The organism is Streptomyces sp. NPDC101160 (assembly GCF_044768205.1).
Taxonomy (GTDB): Bacteria; Actinomycetota; Actinomycetes; order Streptomycetales; family Streptomycetaceae; genus Streptomyces.
The window spans coordinates 125,397-142,164 of record NZ_JBIWPJ010000007.1; the positions used below are offsets into that span (position 1 = coordinate 125,397).

16 protein-coding genes and 1 pseudogene are annotated in these 16,768 nt (G+C 72.6%); 14 read left to right on the forward strand and 3 right to left on the reverse strand.

Annotated features, from left to right (window positions below):
• Positions 1 to 267: 267 nt before the first annotated feature.
• Positions 268 to 927, reverse strand: a complete 660-nt coding sequence (locus ACIRSU_RS23190) for a LuxR C-terminal-related transcriptional regulator (protein ID WP_403796426.1) — start codon at positions 925 to 927, stop codon at positions 268 to 270.
• Between the two features lie 279 nt (positions 928 to 1,206).
• Here ACIRSU_RS23190 and ACIRSU_RS23195 point away from each other — a divergent pair.
• Positions 1,207 to 1,587: pseudogene (locus ACIRSU_RS23195) on the forward strand (IS200/IS605 family accessory protein TnpB-related protein); the annotation flags it as partial.
• On the opposite strand, the gene ACIRSU_RS23200 reads toward ACIRSU_RS23195, so the two are convergent.
• Entirely contained in the window at positions 1,585 to 2,901 is a 1,317-nt protein-coding gene (locus ACIRSU_RS23200; protein WP_403795287.1) for a sensor histidine kinase, read from the reverse strand. The pseudogene ACIRSU_RS23195 and the gene ACIRSU_RS23200 sit on opposite strands and share 3 nt — an antisense overlap.
• A gap of 180 nt (positions 2,902 to 3,081) precedes the next feature.
• Positions 3,082 to 4,290, reverse strand: coding sequence for a sensor histidine kinase (locus tag ACIRSU_RS23205; protein WP_403795289.1), 1,209 nt, complete (start codon positions 4,288 to 4,290; stop codon positions 3,082 to 3,084).
• A 148-nt stretch (positions 4,291 to 4,438) separates the two neighbouring features.
• On the opposite strand from ACIRSU_RS23205, the gene ACIRSU_RS23210 reads away from it, so the two are divergent.
• The 13 genes from ACIRSU_RS23210 to ACIRSU_RS23270 all read left to right on the forward strand — a co-directional run bounded on the left by ACIRSU_RS23210 (position 4,439) and on the right by ACIRSU_RS23270 (position 16,754).
• Positions 4,439 to 4,870 (forward strand): NADH-quinone oxidoreductase subunit A, encoded by a 432-nt coding sequence (locus ACIRSU_RS23210; RefSeq protein ID WP_403795291.1) that lies wholly within the window; start codon positions 4,439 to 4,441, stop codon positions 4,868 to 4,870.
• On the forward strand, positions 4,861 to 5,436 hold the full coding sequence (locus tag ACIRSU_RS23215; protein ID WP_403795294.1) for an NADH-quinone oxidoreductase subunit B: 576 nt from the start codon (positions 4,861 to 4,863) through the stop codon (positions 5,434 to 5,436). The genes ACIRSU_RS23210 and ACIRSU_RS23215 overlap by 10 nt, the downstream gene beginning before the upstream one ends.
• Complete coding sequence (locus ACIRSU_RS23220; protein ID WP_403795297.1) at positions 5,433 to 7,052, forward strand: NADH-quinone oxidoreductase subunit C; 1,620 nt, start codon at positions 5,433 to 5,435, stop codon at positions 7,050 to 7,052. Before ACIRSU_RS23215 ends, ACIRSU_RS23220 begins: the two co-directional genes overlap by 4 nt.
• Complete coding sequence (locus ACIRSU_RS23225) at positions 7,049 to 8,017, forward strand: NADH-quinone oxidoreductase subunit H (RefSeq protein ID WP_403795298.1); 969 nt, start codon at positions 7,049 to 7,051, stop codon at positions 8,015 to 8,017. Before ACIRSU_RS23220 ends, ACIRSU_RS23225 begins: the two co-directional genes overlap by 4 nt.
• A 2-nt stretch (positions 8,018 to 8,019) precedes the next feature.
• Positions 8,020 to 8,745, forward strand: coding sequence for a NuoI/complex I 23 kDa subunit family protein (locus ACIRSU_RS23230; RefSeq protein ID WP_403795300.1), 726 nt, complete (start codon positions 8,020 to 8,022; stop codon positions 8,743 to 8,745).
• Positions 8,742 to 9,293, forward strand: coding sequence for an NADH-quinone oxidoreductase subunit J (locus ACIRSU_RS23235; RefSeq protein ID WP_403795301.1), 552 nt, complete (start codon positions 8,742 to 8,744; stop codon positions 9,291 to 9,293). The genes ACIRSU_RS23230 and ACIRSU_RS23235 overlap by 4 nt, the downstream gene beginning before the upstream one ends.
• Positions 9,293 to 9,634, forward strand: coding sequence for an NADH-quinone oxidoreductase subunit NuoK (nuoK, locus tag ACIRSU_RS23240; RefSeq protein ID WP_403795303.1), 342 nt, complete (start codon positions 9,293 to 9,295; stop codon positions 9,632 to 9,634). Before ACIRSU_RS23235 ends, nuoK begins: the two co-directional genes overlap by 1 nt.
• Positions 9,631 to 11,655 carry an NADH-quinone oxidoreductase subunit L gene (locus tag ACIRSU_RS23245; protein ID WP_403795305.1) on the forward strand — a complete coding sequence of 675 codons (2,025 nt, stop codon included), beginning with the start codon at positions 9,631 to 9,633 and terminating at the stop codon, positions 11,653 to 11,655. The genes nuoK and ACIRSU_RS23245 overlap by 4 nt, the downstream gene beginning before the upstream one ends.
• A gap of 27 nt (positions 11,656 to 11,682) precedes the next feature.
• Positions 11,683 to 13,242, forward strand: a complete 1,560-nt coding sequence (locus tag ACIRSU_RS23250) for a NuoM family protein (RefSeq protein ID WP_403796429.1) — start codon at positions 11,683 to 11,685, stop codon at positions 13,240 to 13,242.
• Positions 13,243 to 13,253: 11 nt separating this feature from the next.
• Positions 13,254 to 14,804 carry an NADH-quinone oxidoreductase subunit N gene (locus ACIRSU_RS23255; RefSeq protein WP_403795307.1) on the forward strand — a complete coding sequence of 517 codons (1,551 nt, stop codon included), beginning with the start codon at positions 13,254 to 13,256 and terminating at the stop codon, positions 14,802 to 14,804.
• A 45-nt stretch (positions 14,805 to 14,849) separates the two neighbouring features.
• On the forward strand, positions 14,850 to 15,314 hold the full coding sequence (gene mscL, locus ACIRSU_RS23260; protein ID WP_403795310.1) for a large conductance mechanosensitive channel protein MscL: 465 nt from the start codon (positions 14,850 to 14,852) through the stop codon (positions 15,312 to 15,314).
• Between the two features lie 178 nt (positions 15,315 to 15,492).
• Positions 15,493 to 16,356 (forward strand): zinc metalloprotease HtpX, encoded by an 864-nt coding sequence (htpX, locus tag ACIRSU_RS23265; protein ID WP_403795313.1) that lies wholly within the window; start codon positions 15,493 to 15,495, stop codon positions 16,354 to 16,356.
• On the forward strand, positions 16,353 to 16,754 hold the full coding sequence (locus ACIRSU_RS23270; RefSeq protein WP_403795316.1) for a YccF domain-containing protein: 402 nt from the start codon (positions 16,353 to 16,355) through the stop codon (positions 16,752 to 16,754). Before htpX ends, ACIRSU_RS23270 begins: the two co-directional genes overlap by 4 nt.
• Positions 16,755 to 16,768: the final 14 nt, after the last annotated feature.

The following is a 16,768-nucleotide window of genomic DNA, read 5'->3' on the forward strand; positions in this document are numbered from 1 at the left end:
CCGCGGAGAAAGCTCGGTGGACGACCGGCCGACCGGCCGCCCGTGGCCCACCCTACGACCGTAAGGGGGCCCTTCCCGGGACTTCTCGCATCGTGGACTTCGTTTTGAGACGCCCGAAACGCCTGTTTATTGTCAATTGTCGCTCTCTGCGACGCCCCGGGTCCACCGGGGTGTCGCGCTCCGCACATTCTTCGTCACGGACCGGGGCGGCGCGGTCGTGGCATAGCTGACGGGTCGTCAGTCATGCTCTCGTATCGTCGCAGCCCGTCAGCTGTTGAGATAGGTCAGCACGGCGAGTACCCGGCGGTGATCCCCGTCACTCGGCGAGAGCCCCAGCTTCAGGAAGATGTTGCTGATGTGCTTCTCCACCGCGCCGTCGCTCACCACCAGCTGCTTCGCGATGGCCGAATTCGTACGCCCCTCCGCCATCAGGCCCAGCACCTCGCGCTCGCGCGGCGTCAGCACCGCGAGCACGTCCTGCTTCCGGCTCCGGCCGAGCAGCTGCGCCACCACCTCCGGGTCCAGCGCCGTACCGCCCCGGGCCACCCGGACCACCGCGTCCACGAACTCCCGGACCTCGGCCACCCGGTCCTTCAGCAGATAGCCGACACCGGTGCTCGATCCGGCAAGCAGTTCGGTGGCGTACCGCTCCTCCACGTACTGCGACAGGACGAGCACCCCGATCCCCGGATGGTCCGCGCGCAGCCGTACGGCCGCCCGGACACCCTCGTCGGTGTGTGTCGGCGGCATCCGGACGTCGGCCACGACCACGTCCGGCAGCGCCCCCTCGTCCGCGAGGCCGTCCACCGTCTTGAGGAGGGCCTCGGCGTCACCGACGCCGGCGACCACCTCGTGCCCGAGATCGGTGAGGAGCCGGGTCAGACCCTCCCGGAGCAGCACCGAGTCCTCGGCGATGACCACGCGCACAGTGTCCGCGCCCATGTCCGTCCCTTCCCCTTGATCGCAACGCTCATCAGCATCGCAGGAGAAGGGACGCGACGGGGCCGGAAGGGGTAAGGAACGGCAACTGACTGAAAGCGAATGAGTGCGTTCGCGTGCGCAGGGTGAGTGGGGTTCGGGTCTGGGCGGATGCTCTTTGTTGCGGGGAACGAGAGTCCGGTTATCGAGTGGGTGACCTTTTCGGGTGGCGGTCGTTCGGTGTGGTGACCGGTAGGTGTCTTCGGCCTGGGGGAGGGGGGGCACGTCGTGGGCGGTGTGCGGGAGGTTGCGGCGTCTTTCGTGGTGCCCAGTCCCTGCGGTGTGGCGGTTCGTGACCGGCTCAAGAACCTGACGGCGCAGGACGAGAAGGTGCTGCGGCAGGTCGGGGGCCTGTTGGGTTCGCTGGCGTCGAAGGATCTGAAGGCGCGGTGCGCGGCCGGGCTGGACCACGATGGTGACGCGTGGGCGGAGCGTAAGCGCGCCCTCACAGCGGAGTCGTCGTCGCGCTGGGCCGGGTCGGTCACGAAGGCCTCCCACGACCAGTGGGCGCTGGCTCGGCGCGCCCAGTACGCCCACATCCAGACGCTCGAAACCGCTGTTCGAACGGTCGCCCATCGGCTGTCGCTGCCAGTCCGGCGGACGGGCTCAGGCGCGCCAGGGAAGCTCGGCCGTGACCGTCGTCGGGCCGCCCGCCGGGGAGTCGATCGCGAGCACGCCGTCGACGGCGTCGATCCGCTCCGTCAGGCCCGCGAGCCCGTGGCCCGCCGCCGGCGTCGCGCCGCCCCTGCCGTCGTCGCGGACCTGGAGCATCAGCCGTCCGTCCGTCCGCCACACGTCCACCCAGGCCCGCTTGGCGCCGGAGTGCTTGGAGACGTTCTGCAGGAGTTCGGAGACGGTGAAGTAGGCGATGCCCTCGATGGCCTCGGCGGGCCGGGCCGGCAGGTCGACCGAGACGTTCACCGGGACGGTGCAGCGGGCGGCGACGGCGGAGAGGGCGGCGTCGAGGCCGCGGTCGGTGAGGACGGCCGGGTGGATGCCGCGGGCCAGGTCGCGCAGCTCCTGCAGGGCCAGCTTCACCTCGCCGTGCGCCTCGTCCACCATCGCCGCAGCCGTCAGCGGGTCGTCCGTGATCCGCTCCTTCGCCAGACCCAGGTCCATCGCCAGCGCCACCAGGCGGGCCTGGGCCCCGTCGTGCAGGTCGCGCTCGATCCGGCGCAGGTCGGCGGCGGCGGTGTCCACGACCACGCCCCGGTCCGACTCCAGCTCCGTCACGCGCGAGGCCAGCAGCGACGGGCCGAGCAGCCCCGCCACCAGCACCCGATCCACCGCGACCAGGCCGCGCAGCACCCACGGGCCGAGCAGGACCAGGCCGAGGCCCACGGCGGACGTGATCGCGATCTCGAACGGCGTGTCCATCTGCACGCCGTGGTCCCCGTCCCCGTACAGCTGGATGCCGTCCTGACTCACGTAGGTCGGGAACACCCACTGCCACAGCGGATACGTGAACAGGCTCCAGCCCGTCGCCCACAGCGTCAGCACCACGCAGAACGTGAACACCGCCCACGGGAAGCGCACCAGGCAGTAGAGCAGATGCCGCCAGGACGCCCCGCTCTTCAGCGTCGCCCCCATCCACGACAGCGCCCCGCCCGTCCGGCCCCGGACCGGCTCCGGCGCCCGCACGTCCAGGCCCAGCAGCCCGCGCGCCCGCGCCCGCTCCACCGCGCCGAGCCCCCGGCAGGCGGCGAGGCCGGCGGCCAGGACCGGGACACCGAGGAAGGTGACGAGCAGCCCGGCGCCGAGCGACACGAAGGTGACGGCGACGACGAAGGACACGATGCCCATCGGCAGCCCGGTCATGACGTAGCCGAACGCGCGCCAGGTGCGTCCTTCGAAGGGCGCGCGGAGGCCGGCGGGGAGGCGGTGGGAGGCCATCGGGATTCCGTCCGTCGGGGTTCCGTCCATCGGGGTTTCCGTTTCTGACGCGGGGGTCTGTCGGTCGTCTTCACCCTCCCCGGAGGGCGGGGCCCGGCACCATGAGGCGGGTCGGCGTCCTGACCCGGGGGTTTTCCCTACCGGCCCGCCGCGCGGCCTGCCGCCCGGTCCGTACGGGACCGCGGTCCCGCCGTGGGAGGTCGGCGGTGTTCACCGTGTGCCGCGGTCCCGCCAGGGGAGCTCGGCGGTGATCACCGTCGGCCCGCCCTCCGGCGAGTCCACGACGAACACCCCGTCGACCGCGCCGAGCCGCTCGGCCAGCCCGGCCAGGCCCGTACCGCCGCCGTCGAGCCGCGCGCCGCCCCTGCCGTCGTCGCGGACCTGGAGCATCAGCCGGCCCTCGCCCTCCTCCCGCCACACCTCCACGGCGGCCGAACGGGCCCCCGCGTGCTTGGAGATGTTCTGCAGGAGTTCGGAGACGGTGAAGTAGGCGATGCCCTCGATGGCCTCGGCGGGCCGGGCCGGCAGGTCGACGGAGACCTTCACCGGGACGGTGCAGCGGGCGGCGACGGCGGAGAGGGCGGCGTCGAGGCCGCGGTCGGTGAGGACGGCCGGGTGGATGCCGCGGGCCAGGTCGCGCAGCTCCTGGAGGGCCAGCTTCACCTCGCCGTGCGCCTCGTCCACCATCGCCGCGGCCGCCTCCGGATCGTCCAGCAGCTTCTCCTTCGCCAGACCGAGCCCCATGGCGAGCGCCACGAGCCGGGCCTGGGCGCCGTCGTGCAGGTCGCGTTCGATGCGGCGCAAATCGGCGGCGGCCGTGTCCACGACCACGCCCCGGTCCGACTCCAGCTCCGCGATCCGCCGCTCCAGCTCGTCGGACGGCGAGAGCAGCCCGCGCACCATTCCCCGGTCGGCGGCGCTGAGCCCGCGCGCCACGAACGGCAGCACCGGCCACAGCACGATCAGCGACACGAGCGTCACCGTGAACGTCAGCACACCCCACGGCAGCCGGACGAACCCGTACAGCTGGCTCCGCCACGCCACCGGATCCTTCAGCTGCGCCCAGAGCCAGCCGAAGAAGCCGCCCCGGTGCGGCAGCCGGCTCGGCTCGTCCACCCGCACCCCGAGCAGCTTCCGCGCCCGCGCCCGCTCCGACCGGCCCATCCCGCGCGCCCCGGCGAGCCCGAGCGCGAGCAGCGGCAGCCCGACGGCCGTCACGGCCAGGCCCACGCCGAGGGCCACCGTCACGACCGAGTAGAGGAAACCGGCGAGCGCGCAGGGCAGATTGGCGAGGAGATGCGCGATCTCCTTCCAGGTGTGCCGGTTGTAGGCGAAGCGCGCCGGCGGTCTGGCGGGTGGCGGGGTGTCGGCGGTGCCGGTGTCGGTGTCGGCGGTGCCGGCGTCGGTGTGGTCGCTCATGACCGCAAGACTGCCGTCACGCGGTGGCGGGGCGCCATGGGGTAGGTGGCCGAAAGCGCAGGGGGGATAACCCCACCGTGACCGTCCCTCGGGCTCCTCTTACGGCTTCTTTAGGAGGGCCTAGACTCGCGTCCGTAAAGAAAAAGGAATGAGACACCGAGACCGAGGGGCGGACGTGCGGGAACCGACCGTTGTCGCGACGGCGTACGCGGCGGACTACTTCGAGACGTATTCCGTCGTCGGACTGCTCGCCGTGCTCGGCGTGCTCTTCGTCGCGGTCGCGTTCGGCGCGAACCGGCTGCTCAGGCCCGTCGTGCCGACCCCCGAGAAACTCCTCACCTACGAGTGCGGCGTCGACCCGGTGGGGGAGGGCTGGGCCCACACCCAGGTCCGCTACTACGTGTACGCCTTCCTCTATGTGATCTTCGCCGTCGACTCGATCTTCCTCTTCCCGTGGGCGACGGTCTTCGCGGCGCCCGGATACGGGGGGACGACGCTCGTCGAGATGTTCGTCTTCCTCGGCTTCCTGGCCGTGGGACTGCTCTACGCGTACAAGAAGGGCGTCCTGGCATGGACGTGACCCCGACCCCCCTGCCCGCTCCCACGCTGGGGCCGCTGGCCCGGCTGGCACCGGAGCCGATGAAGGTGGTCCTGAACTGGGGCCGCCGCTACAGCCTGTGGGTCTTCAACTTCGGCCTCGCCTGCTGCGCGATCGAGTTCATCGCCGCGTCGATGGCACGCCACGACTTCATCCGGCTCGGCGTGATCCCCTTCGCGCCGGGCCCGCGCCAGGCCGACCTCATGATCGTCTCCGGCACGGTGACGGACAAGATGGCGCCGGCGGTCAAGCGGCTCTACGAGCAGATGCCGGAGCCGAAGTACGTCATCTCCTTCGGCGCCTGCTCGAACTGCGGCGGCCCCTACTGGGACTCGTACTCCGTGACCAAGGGCGTGGACCAGATCATCCCCGTCGACGTCTACGTGCCGGGCTGCCCGCCGCGGCCGGAGGCGCTGCTCCAGGGCATCCTCAAGCTCCAGGAGAAGATCGCGCGCGAGAACACGGCGGAGCGGTACGGGGCGGCCCCGTCCGTCTCCCAGCTCACGAGCGGTCTCGTGCAGCCCCCGACGCCGGGAGGCCAGGCATGAGCGACACCTTCGCCGACGGCTACGCCGCCCTCCCCGACTCCGTCACGGAGCTCTTCGGCGAGGAGGCGACGGCGGAGCGCGCGTACGACCTGCTGACGGTCGACGTGCCGACGGCCTCGTGGATCGCGGCGCTCGAGATCGCCCGCGACAAGCTGGGCCTGACGTACTTCGACTGGCTGAGCGCGGTGGACGAGCCGGGCGTGGGCTTCCGGGTGTGCGCGCACGTGGCGTCGGTGGGCGCGGCGGGCGTCCGCCGCCTGCTGCTCCGCACGACGGTCCCGCACGCGTCCCCGTCCCTACCGTCGGCGATCGCCGTCTACGCGGGCGCGGCGTGGCACGAGCGCGAGACGTACGAGATGTTCGGCGTCACCTTCACCGATCACCCGCACCTCGTGCACCTCCTCCTCCCCGAGAACTTCGAGGGCCACCCGCTCCGCAAGGACTTCGTCCTCGCGGCCCGCGTCGCCAAGGCCTGGCCCGGCGCCAAGGAACCGGGCGAGTCCCACGACCCGGCCGCCCCCAAGCGCCGCCAGATGCTCCCCCCGGGCGTCCCCGACCCCAACGACTGGGGCCCCCTCAAGGGCCAGCTCCCCCCTGCCCCCTCCCGCCCCACCCGCGCGGCCGCCGCCGACCGCCCGGCCCGCCGCACCCGCACGGCCGGCGAAGGCTCGGCCAGCCAGACGGACGCCCCGCCGGCCCGCGGGTCCCGCACCGCGACAGCGGGCTCGGCGAGCCAGCGCCCGGAGGCACCCGCGGGTGCCGACGAGACTCCGGCTGTCGCCGCCGACGGCGCGACGCCCCCCGCGGGCCCGCGCCGCGCACGGAGCGCGAGCGGAGGCTCGGCGAGCCAGCGGCCGGAGGCGGCTCCGGCGGAGGCAGCGCCCGGCCACGGCCCGGCCCCGGCCGCTCCGGCGCCCGGCACGGACCCTGACGCTGCGGCGCCGACGCCCCCTGCCGGCCCGCGCCGCGCGCGGAGCGCGAGCGGAGGCTCGGCGAGCCAGCGGCCGGAGGCGGCTCCGGCGGAGGCAGCGCCCGGCCCCGGCCCGGCCCCGGCCGGACCGGCTGGGTCGGTGCCGCCTGCGGGCGCGGAGACCCCGGGCCCGCCGGCCGGTCCCCGCCGCAACCGCAGCGCAAGCGCCGGCTCCGCGAGCCAGCGCACCGAAGCCACCGGCGCGCCCGACGCCACGAAGCAGCGCCCCGCCCCCGCCCGCAGCGCGGACGCCCCGTGGCACCACGCCCGCCCGGCGTTCGACGAGGAGCCCAAGACAGGGGCGCCGCAGGCGCCGCCTGCCGAGGGCGGCACGGCGGCGGACGATGCAGCCGGTCGACCTGCCCAGGGTGAGACCCCGGGCGCGAAGGCCGAAGCGGCGAAGCCCGCAGGTGCCGGCTCGTCGGCGGGTCCGGCCGAGGGCGGGGCGCCTGCGGACGAGGCGGCCGGCAAGGCCGAGGCCCCGGCGCCGGAGGCGCCGCCTGCCGAAGGCAGTGCGGAGGCTTCGGCGGCTGACGCCGATGGCCCCGATCAGGCGCCGCCGAGCCCGTCCGCCGACGCGGCCACCCCCGAAACCCCGACCCCCCAACCCCCCACCACCGACCCCGACGGAGGCGATTCCGCGTGAACGACGTGTTGGACGTCGCCCTGCGGCTGGTCGCCGTGTTCGCGGTGTTTCTCGTGTTGCCGCTGGTCGTCGGGCAGACCGAGCACAAGGTGATGGCGCACATGCAGGGCCGGCTCGGGCCGATGTACGCCGGTGGGTTCCACGGGTGGGCCCAGCTGGTCGCGGACGGGGTGAAGTTCGCGCAGAAGGAGGATGTCGTCCCGGCCAACGCCGACCGGCGGATCTTCCAGCTGGCGCCGGCGGTGGCGCTGCTGCCGTATCTGCTCGTGCTCGTGGCGATTCCGATCGGGCCGAGCGAGGGCGCGGTCGGGCGGGTGATCGACGCGGGGATCTTCTTCGTGCTCGCGGTGATGGGCGTCGGGGTGCTCGGCAGCCTGATGGCCGGCTGGGCGTCGGCGAACAAGTTCTCGCTGCTCGGCGCCCTCCGCACCGCCGCGCAGCTGCTCTCGTACGAGCTGCCGATGCTGCTCGCCGCCGCTTCCGTGGCGATGGCGGCCGGCACCGTGTCGCTGCCCGGCATCCTGAACGGCTTCCACTGGTGGTGGGTGCCGTGGCAGATCGTCGGCGCGCTGGTGTTCTTCACGGCGGGTCTCGCCGAGCTGCAGCGACCTCCGTTCGACATGCCGATCGCCGACTCGGAGATCATCTTCGGCGCGTACACCGAGTACACGGGACTCCGTTTCGCGCTGTTCCTGCTCGCCGAGTACGCCGGCATCGTCGTTCTCTGCGGTCTGACCACCGTCCTCTTCCTCGGCGGCTGGCACGGCCCCTTCGGCGCCGACGGCCTCGGCTGGCTGTGGACGCTGCTCAAGACCGCCGTCCTGGCCTTCGTCGTGATCTGGCTGCGGGTCTCCTACCCGCGCCTGCGCGAGGACCAGCTGCAGAAGCTGGCCTGGACGACCCTCGTCCCGCTCGCCCTCGCGCAGATCGCGCTCACCGGCATCGTGAAGGTGGCGATCCAGTAACCATGGCTCCCATTCCCGGCTCCGGCCTCGCCAAGGGCCTCGCCGTCACCCTCCGCACGATGACGCGCAAGTCCGTCACCGCGCAGTACCCGGACGCTCAGCCCGAGCTGCCGCCCCGCACCCGCGGGGTCATCGGGCTGTTCGAGGAGAACTGCACGGTGTGCATGCTGTGCGCCCGCGAGTGCCCCGACTGGTGCATCTACATCGACTCCCACAAGGAGACGGTCCCGGCCGCCGTGCCCGGCGGCCGCGAGCGCAGCCGCAACGTCCTCGACCGCTTCGCGATCGACTTCTCGCTCTGCATGTACTGCGGCATCTGCATCGAGGTGTGCCCCTTCGACGCGCTGTTCTGGTCGCCCGAGTTCGAGTACGCGGAGACCGACATCCACGAGCTGACGCACGAGCGCGACAAGCTCCGCGAGTGGATGTGGACCGTGCCGGAGCCGCCCGCGCTCGACCCGCGCGCGGAGGAACCGAAGGAGATCGGCGCGGCGCGCAAGGCCGCCGAGAAGGCCGCGGCGCAGGCAGAAGCCGAGCGGGCCGCCGCCGCCCAGGCCGAGGCCGAGCAGGCCGCGGCCCAGGCCGGCACGGGCCAGGACGCCGCCGACGCCGGCACGGGCCAGGATGTCGCCGAGCCGCACGCCGCCGAGCAGGCCGCGCCCGAGCAGGCCGCGCCCGAACAGGCCGCGCCCGAGCAGGCCGCGCCCGAGCAGGAGGGCCCGCAGTGACCCTCGCAGCGCAGAGCAGCGGTTTCCTCTCGCCCACCGGCGTCGAGATCGTCTTCCTCCTCGTCGGCCTCGTCACCCTCGGCGCGGCCCTCGTCTCCGTCACCACCAAGCAGCTCGTCCACGCCGCCCTGTGGCTGGTCGTGGCGCTCGGCGGGGTCGCCGTCGAGTACCTGCTCCTGACCGCCGAGTTCATCGCCTGGGTGCAGGTGCTGATCTACGTCGGCTCCGTCGTCGTCCTCCTCCTCTTCGGTCTCATGCTCACCAAGGCCCCCATCGGGCGCTCCCCGGACTCCGACTCGGGCAACCGGCCCGTCGCCGTCGCCGTGGCGCTCGCCGCCGCCGCGGCCCTGGTGTGGGTGGTCGTGGACGCGTTCCGCACCACCTGGATCGACCTCGACGGGCCCGCGCAGGGCTCCACCAAGGTGTCCGGCGAGATCCTCTTCCGGCACTGGGTGCTGCCCTTCGAGGCGCTGTCGGTGCTGCTGCTCGCCGCGCTCGTCGGCGCGATCGTGCTGTCCCGCAAGAAGGCCCCGGAGGACACCGACTGATGCACCTCGTCTACCCGGCCGTCCTCGCCGTCCTCCTCTTCTCCGTCGGCCTGTACGGCGTCCTCGCCCGCCGCAACGCGATCCTGGTCCTGATGTCCGTCGAGCTGATGCTCAACGCCGTCAACCTCAACCTGGTCGCCTTCGACGTCTGGCTCCGCGACACCCTGCACGCGGGCCAGGCCCTCACCCTCTTCACCATCGCCATCGCCGCCGCGGAGATCGGCATCGGTCTCGCGATCGTCCTGATGGTGTACCGCAACCGCGGCACCTCGGACGTCGACCGCCTCCGCGACACGAAGGAAACGCCGTCCGCCGACGAGAAGGCCGAGGCCACCGCGTGACCACCACGACCCTCGCCGTCCTCGTCCCCCTCCTGCCCTTCCTCGGCTCCGCCGCCGGCCTGCTCCTCGGCCGCGCCGCGCCCGGCTTCACCCGCCCGCTGGCCGTGCTGCCGACGCTCGCCGCGGCCGTGCTCGCCGTCGTGGTGGCGGCCCGGCAGGGCGGCGGGAAGGCGATCGACGCCGCCACCCAGCTCACCCCGACCGGCTCGGTCCCCATCGACCTGGCCCTGCACATCGACGGCTTCGCCGCCCTCGTCGCCGTCCTGGTCGGCGTGGTCGCCACCTGTGTGCAGGTCTACTCGACCGGCTATCTGCGCGACGACCCGCGCTACTCCTCGTACGCCGCGCTGGTCTCCCTCTTCACCTCCGCGATGCTGCTCGTCGTCTACTCCGGCGACCTGATGGTGCTCCTGGTCGGCTGGGAGGTCATGGGCATCTGCTCGTACTTCCTGGTCGGGCACTACTGGGAGACGCCCGAGGCCCGCTCTGCCTCCCTCAAGGCCTTCCTCGTCACCAAGCTCGGTGACGTGCCCTTCCTGATCGGCCTGTTCGCGCTGGCCGCCGACGCGGGCACCTTCCGGATCACCGGCGTGCTCGGCGCCGTCGCCGCCGGCGGGCTCGACCACCCCACGCTCGTGGCGCTGCTGCTCCTCGCCGGCGTGGCCGGCAAGTCCGCGCAGTTCCCGCTGCACACCTGGCTCCCGGACGCGATGGCCGGCCCCACCCCCGTCTCCGCGCTCATCCACGCGGCGACGATGGTCGCCGCCGGCATCTACTTCGTCGCCCGGCTGCTGCCCGTCTTCGCCTCCTCCGCGGCCGCGCTGATCGTGCTCGCCGTGATGGCGGCCGTCACCATGGTCGGCTCGGCGCTCGCCGCGCTCGCCCAGGACGACATCAAGCGGGTGCTCGCCTACTCGACGATCGGCCAGCTCGGCTACATGTCCGGCGCGCTCGCCGTCGGCGACCGCGGGGCCGCCGTCTTCCACCTCCTGTCGCACGGCGCCTTCAAGGCGCTGCTGTTCCTCGCCGCCGGCGCGGTCATCCACGCCGCCGGTACGAACTCGCTCACCGCCATGTCCCGGATGAGCGGCCTCGCCAAGCGCATCCCGGACGCCTACTGGACGATGACCGTGGGCCTGCTCGCGCTCGCCGCGATCCCGCCCTTCGCCGGCTTCTTCTCCAAGGAAGCCGTCCTCGTCGCCGCCGAGCACACCGCCACCGGCGAGCGGACCCTGGCCCCGGCCGGGGCAGGCTGGATCGTGCTCGTCGCCGGACTGCTCACGGCGCTGCTGACCGCCGCGTACGCGATGCGGCTGTGGCTGCTCGCCTTCCGCGGCCGGGGCGCCGAGGCCCCGAGCCACGGCCGGCAGCCGATCGCCATGACGACCGTCCTGTGGGTGCTCGCGATCCCCTCCCTCGGCTTCGGCCTGACCGCCGGCTACCTCGACGACTGGTTCGACGGCCACCCGCTGACCCCGACCGTCACCACGGCCGTCCTCGGCACCGGCCTCGCCGTCGTGGGCGCCGCGATCACCTACGCGGTCCGGCGCACCCTCGTCGCGCGCACCACGCCGCCCCCCGCGGTCCCGGCGGGCACCGCGCCCGCCCCCGCCGCCGGGGTCCTCGCCGCGCCCACCGTCGCCCACCCCGACGCCGAGGCCGGCCAGGTCGAGGCGGAGGCCCTGGACCTGCCGCATCCGGCGGCGGACCCGGCCGACCCCGGCCGCGCCCTGCTCGGCCCGCTGTACCCGCACGCGGCCACCGGCTTCCACCTGGACGCCGTCTACCGGACGCTCTTCGTCCGCCCCGTGCTCGCCGCCGCCTCCCTGGTCCGCTTCCTGGACCGCGAGGTCGTCGACACGTACGTGAACGGCGCGGCCGGAACCGCCAAGGGGCTCGGCTGGCTCGTCCGGCGCGCCCAGACCGGCAACGTGCAGACCTACCTCAGCGCCCTGCTCGCCGGCTCCGTCGTCCTGGCGATCGTCGCCGTCGTCCTCGCCAACGTCGCCGCCGGAGCGTGAGCCGTGATCGATATCAGCGAATCCGTGATGCAGTTCCTTCTCGCGTTGATCGTCGGCGGCCCGCTCGTCGGCGCCGCCGCCGCGCTCCTGCCGGCCCCGCCCGGACTGAAGGGGAAGTCACCCGACCAGGCCGTGCTCCGCCACGGCGTGCTCGTCACCGGCGTGATCCTGCTCGCCACGATCGTCCTGGCCCTCGGCTTCGACCACGACCACCCCTCGACGATGCAGGCCACCACCGACATCAGCTGGATCAAGGCACTCGACGTGCGGATCCACCTCGGTGTCGACGGCATCTCCCTCCCCCTCCTGCTCCTGACCGCGCTCCTGACCTTCCTCTGCGCGCTCTACAGCTACTTCAAGATGCCTACGGGCCCGTCACCCAAGGCATTCGTCGCCCTGCTGCTCGTCCTCGAGTCCGGCACCCTGGCGACCTTCGCCGTCCTCGACCTGGTCCTCTTCTTCCTGGCCTTCGAGACCGTCCTCATCCCGATGTACTTCCTCATCGCCCGCTGGGGCGGCGAGGGCCGGCGGGCGGCCTCCTGGAAGTTCATCCTCTACACGCTGCTCGGTTCCGTCGTCATGCTGCTCGGCCTGCTCCTCATCGGTCTGAAGGCGGGCACGTTCGACATGGTGGCACTCGCCACCGACAACGGCCGTGGACTGACCACGTCCGTGCAGGTCATCGCCGTTCTCGCGATCGGTCTCGGGCTCGCCGTGAAGACCCCGATGTGGCCGCTGCACAGCTGGCTCCCGGACGCCCACACCGCCGCCCCGACCGTCGGCTCCGTGCTCCTCGCCGGCGTGCTCCTGAAGATGGGCACGTACGGGTTCGTCCGCATCGTGCTGCCGATCGCCCCCGACGGCATGCACACCTTCGCGCCGTACCTCGCCGCCTTCGCCGTCGCCGGCATCATCTACGGGTCGCTCGCCTGCCTCGCCCTCGCCAGGCCCGGCAACAAGGGCGACCTCAAGCGCCTGATCGCCTACAGCTCCGTCGGCCACATGGGCTTCGTGCTGCTCGGCATCGCCACCATGACGCCCACCGGCGTCAACGGCGCCCTGTTCGCCAACATCGCCCACGGCCTCATCACCGGCCTCCTCTTCTTCCTGGTCGGCGCCGTCAAGGACCGCTACGGCACCGCCGACCTCGACACCCTCGCCGGAGCCACCGGCGCCGCCCTCTACGGCCGCGCCCCGCGCCTCGGCGCACTTCTCGCCTTCGCCGCCGTCGCCTCCCTGGGCCTGCCCGGCCTCGCCGGGTTCTGGGGCGAGATGCTGGCGCTCTTCGGCGCGTTCGACCCGGCCGCCGGCCTCAGCCGGCCGGCCTTCCTCACGTACATGGCGATCGGCGCCTTCGGCACCCTGCTCACCGCCGCCTATCTCCTCGTCGTCGTCCGCCGCGTCTGCATGGGCGGCCCCCGCCACGCCGGCGAGGCCGAGGCCGCGATCGCCGACGTCCAGGGCTACGAGATCGCCGCCTGGACCCCGCTCGTCGCCCTCACCGTCCTCGCCGGACTGTGGCCCGCGGTCCTCCTCGGCCTCACCGACCCGGCCGTACAGCAGCTGATCGCCGGAGGCGCCAAGTGACCCCCGCCGTCGTGAGCCCCCTCGTGAGCCCCCTCGCGAGCCCCGCCACGAACTCCGCCGCGAGCCTCGTCCAGTCCGTCGACTGGCTCGCCATCGCGCCCCCCACCCTCGTCGCCGTCGTCGCCGTCGCGATCCTCGTCGCCGACCTCTTCGTCCCCGCCGAGCGCAAGCAGCTCCTCGGCTGGACCGCGACCGCCGGCCTGGTCGCCGCGCTCGCGCTGCTCCTCCCGCTCCGGGACGGCGACCGCTCGACGTTCTGCCTCACGGCCGACACCCACCTGCGGGCCTGCAGCTACACCGCCGACCAGTTCACCCTGGTCATCCAGTTCCTGGTGCTCGCGGGCGCGCTCGTCACCGCGCTGCTCTCGCTCACCGACACCCGCGACAGGCTGCCCGCCGGCGAGTACTGGTTCCTGCTGCTCTCCTCCGCCGCCGGCGCCGCCCTGCTGCCCGCCTCCCGGGACCTCGCCACCCTCGTCGTCGCCCTCGAAGTGGCCTCGCTGCCCGCGTTCGCGCTGGTCGGCCTGCGCCGCGGCGACGTCAGGTCCAGCGAGTCCGCGCTGAAGTTCTTCCTGTCCTCGGTCACCGCCACCGCCGTGACCCTGCTCGGCGTCAGCTTCGTCTACGCCGCCACCGGCACCCTCCACCTCACCGAGGTCGCCCAGCGCCTCGGCGACGTGCCCGGCCAGCTCCAGGTCCTCGCCCAGACCGGCGTCGTCCTCACCCTGGTCGGCTTCGCCTTCAAGACGGCCGCCGTGCCCTTCCACTTCTGGGTGCCGGACACCTACGTCGGCGCCCCGCTGCCCGTCGCCGCGTACCTCTCCGTCGTCGGCAAGGCCGTCGGCTTCACCGGCCTCATCCTGGTGACCGTCGTCGCCTTCCCCTCCTACGCGGACGTGTGGGGCCCGGCGCTCGCCGCCCTCGCCGCGCTCACCATGACCGTCGGCAACGTGGCCGCCCTGCGTCAGAGCGCCGCCCGCGCCTTCAGCGCCGTACGCCTCCTGGCCTGGTCGTCCGTCGCCCAGGCCGGCTACCTCCTGGTGCCGATCGCCGCCGCCGCGTACTCCGGCGATGACCAGATCGGCGCCACCGTCGCGTACGCCCTGATGTACGCCGTCGTGAACCTCGGCGCCTTCGCGGTCGTCGTCCTCGTCGCCCGTACCCACCCCGAGGCCCGGATCGCCGACTTCCGCGGCCTGTACGCGACGAGCCCGGCCGCCGCCCTCGCGCTCGGCTTCTTCCTGCTCAACCTGGCCGGACTGCCCCCGGGTATCATCGGCCTCTTCGCCAAGGTGACCGTCTTCTCGGCGGCCGTCGACGCCGGCCTCGGCTGGCTCGCCGTGATCATGGGCCTCAACGTCGTGATCGCCCTCTACTACTACCTGCGGTGGACGGCGCTGCTCTTCCGCGCGCAGGAAGGCCAGGCAGCCGGTCCCGGCCGGCAGCCGCACCGGGTCCCCACCCCGATCACCCTGGCCGTCGCGCTGACCGCCGTCGCGGGCGTCGTGCTGTCGGGCTACCCGCAGTTCGCCCTCCGCTTCGCGGCGAACAGCCTGTTCTGACCCCCCACATCCCCCCACCAGAGAACACCAAGGAGCGGAAACACCGTGCTGAAGGGCTTCAAGGACTTCATTCTTCGCGGGAACGTCATCACGATGGCCATCGGTCTGGCCGTCGGATCGGCCTTCACCGCCGTCGTCACCGGCTTCAGCAAGGCGTTCATCACCCCGCTCATCGGTCTGGCCACCGGCTCCGTCGGCGACTTCAGCGAAGCCAGCTTCACCGTCGGCAAGACCGTCTTCCCGTACGGTCTGGCGATCGCCGCCGCCATAGCGTTCGTGATCACCGCCGCGGTGCTCTACTTCCTGATCGTCGTCCCCATGTCGAAGATCCAGGAGCGGTTCGCCAAGGAGGAGGCCCTCGACCCGAAGGCCGAGAAGCGCGACTGCCCGCGCTGCTTCACCGAGATTCCGGCCATCGCCTCCCGCTGCGGCCACTGCACCAGCGAGGTCGAGCCGCTCGTCGGCGCCCTCGCGAAGGCCGGCCTGGACAAGGTCCCCGCCGCCCGCTGATCACCCCTACGGCCCACACGGTGCCCGTACGGCCCACACGGCGCCCCGTGCGGTGCGGGGAACCCGAGCCTCTCGCCTGGCGTTGACCAAGAGGGAAGGGTCCACTGGACGGTGGACCCTCGACTTGGGATTCGAAGCGAAAAAGGGTTCCCCTGCCGCACCACCTGGAGGGCGTACCGTGCACCGCCGGCACAACGGGCTGAGGACCGCCGTACTCCTCGGAGGGCTCTCCGCCCTCATCATCGTCATCGGCAGTTTCTTCGGACGTACGGGTCTGATCGTCGCGGTCGTCGTCGCGCTCGGCACGAACGCCTACGCGTACTGGAACAGCGACAAGCTGGCCCTGCGCGCCATGCGGGCCCGCCCCGTGAGCGAGTTCGAGGCGCCGGCGCTCTACCGGATGGTCCGCGAGCTCTCCACCCAGGCCCGCCAGCCCATGCCCCGGCTCTACATATCGCCCACCCAGGCGCCGAACGCCTTCGCGACCGGCCGCAACCCGCGGAACGCGGCGGTGTGCTGCACCGAGGGCATCCTCGCCATCCTCGACGAGCGCGAGCTGCGCGGAGTCATCGGCCACGAGCTGAGCCACGTCTACAACCGGGACATCCTGATCTCCTCGGTGGCCGGCGCGCTCGCCTCCGTGGTGATGTTCCTGGTCAACTTCGCCTGGCTGATCCCGGTCGGCCGGTCCGACGACGACGAGGGCCCCGGCCTGCTCGGCATGCTGCTGATCATGATCCTGGGGCCGATCGCCGCCTCGATCATCCAGCTCGCCGTCTCCCGCTCCCGCGAGTACCAGGCGGACGCCTCCGGCGCCCAGCTCACCGGCGACCCGCTCGCCCTCGCGAGCGCCCTGCGCAAGCTGGACGCCGGCACCCGGCAGCTGCCGTTGCCGCCCGAGCCGCGCATCGAGACCGCGAGCCACATGATGATCGCGAACCCCTTCCGCCCCGGACAGGGGCTGTCGAAGATGTTCTCCACCCATCCGCCGATGGCCGAGCGCATCGCGCGGCTCGAACAGATGGCAGGTCGACGCCCGTGAAGACGATCCTCAACATCATCTGGCTGGTCCTGAGCGGCCTCTGGCTCTCGCTCGGCTACATGCTGGCCGGCCTGGTGCTGTGCATCACGATCATCGGCATCCCCTTCGGGATCGCCGCCTTCCGCATCGCCAGGTACGCCCTGTGGCCCTTCGGCCACACCGTCGTCGAGCGCCGCGACGCGGGCGCGCCGTCCTGCGTCGGCAACGTGCTGTGGCTGATCCTGGCCGGCTGGTGGCTGGCCATCGGCCACATCGTCACCGGCGTCGCGCAGTGCCTCACGATCATCGGCATCCCGCTCGGCATCGCCAACTTCAAGATGATCCCGCTGTCACTGATGCCGCTGGGCAAGGAGATCGTCCCGACGGACCGGCCGTACCCGGCCTGGGGCTCCTACTAGGGGGCCCGGGCCCC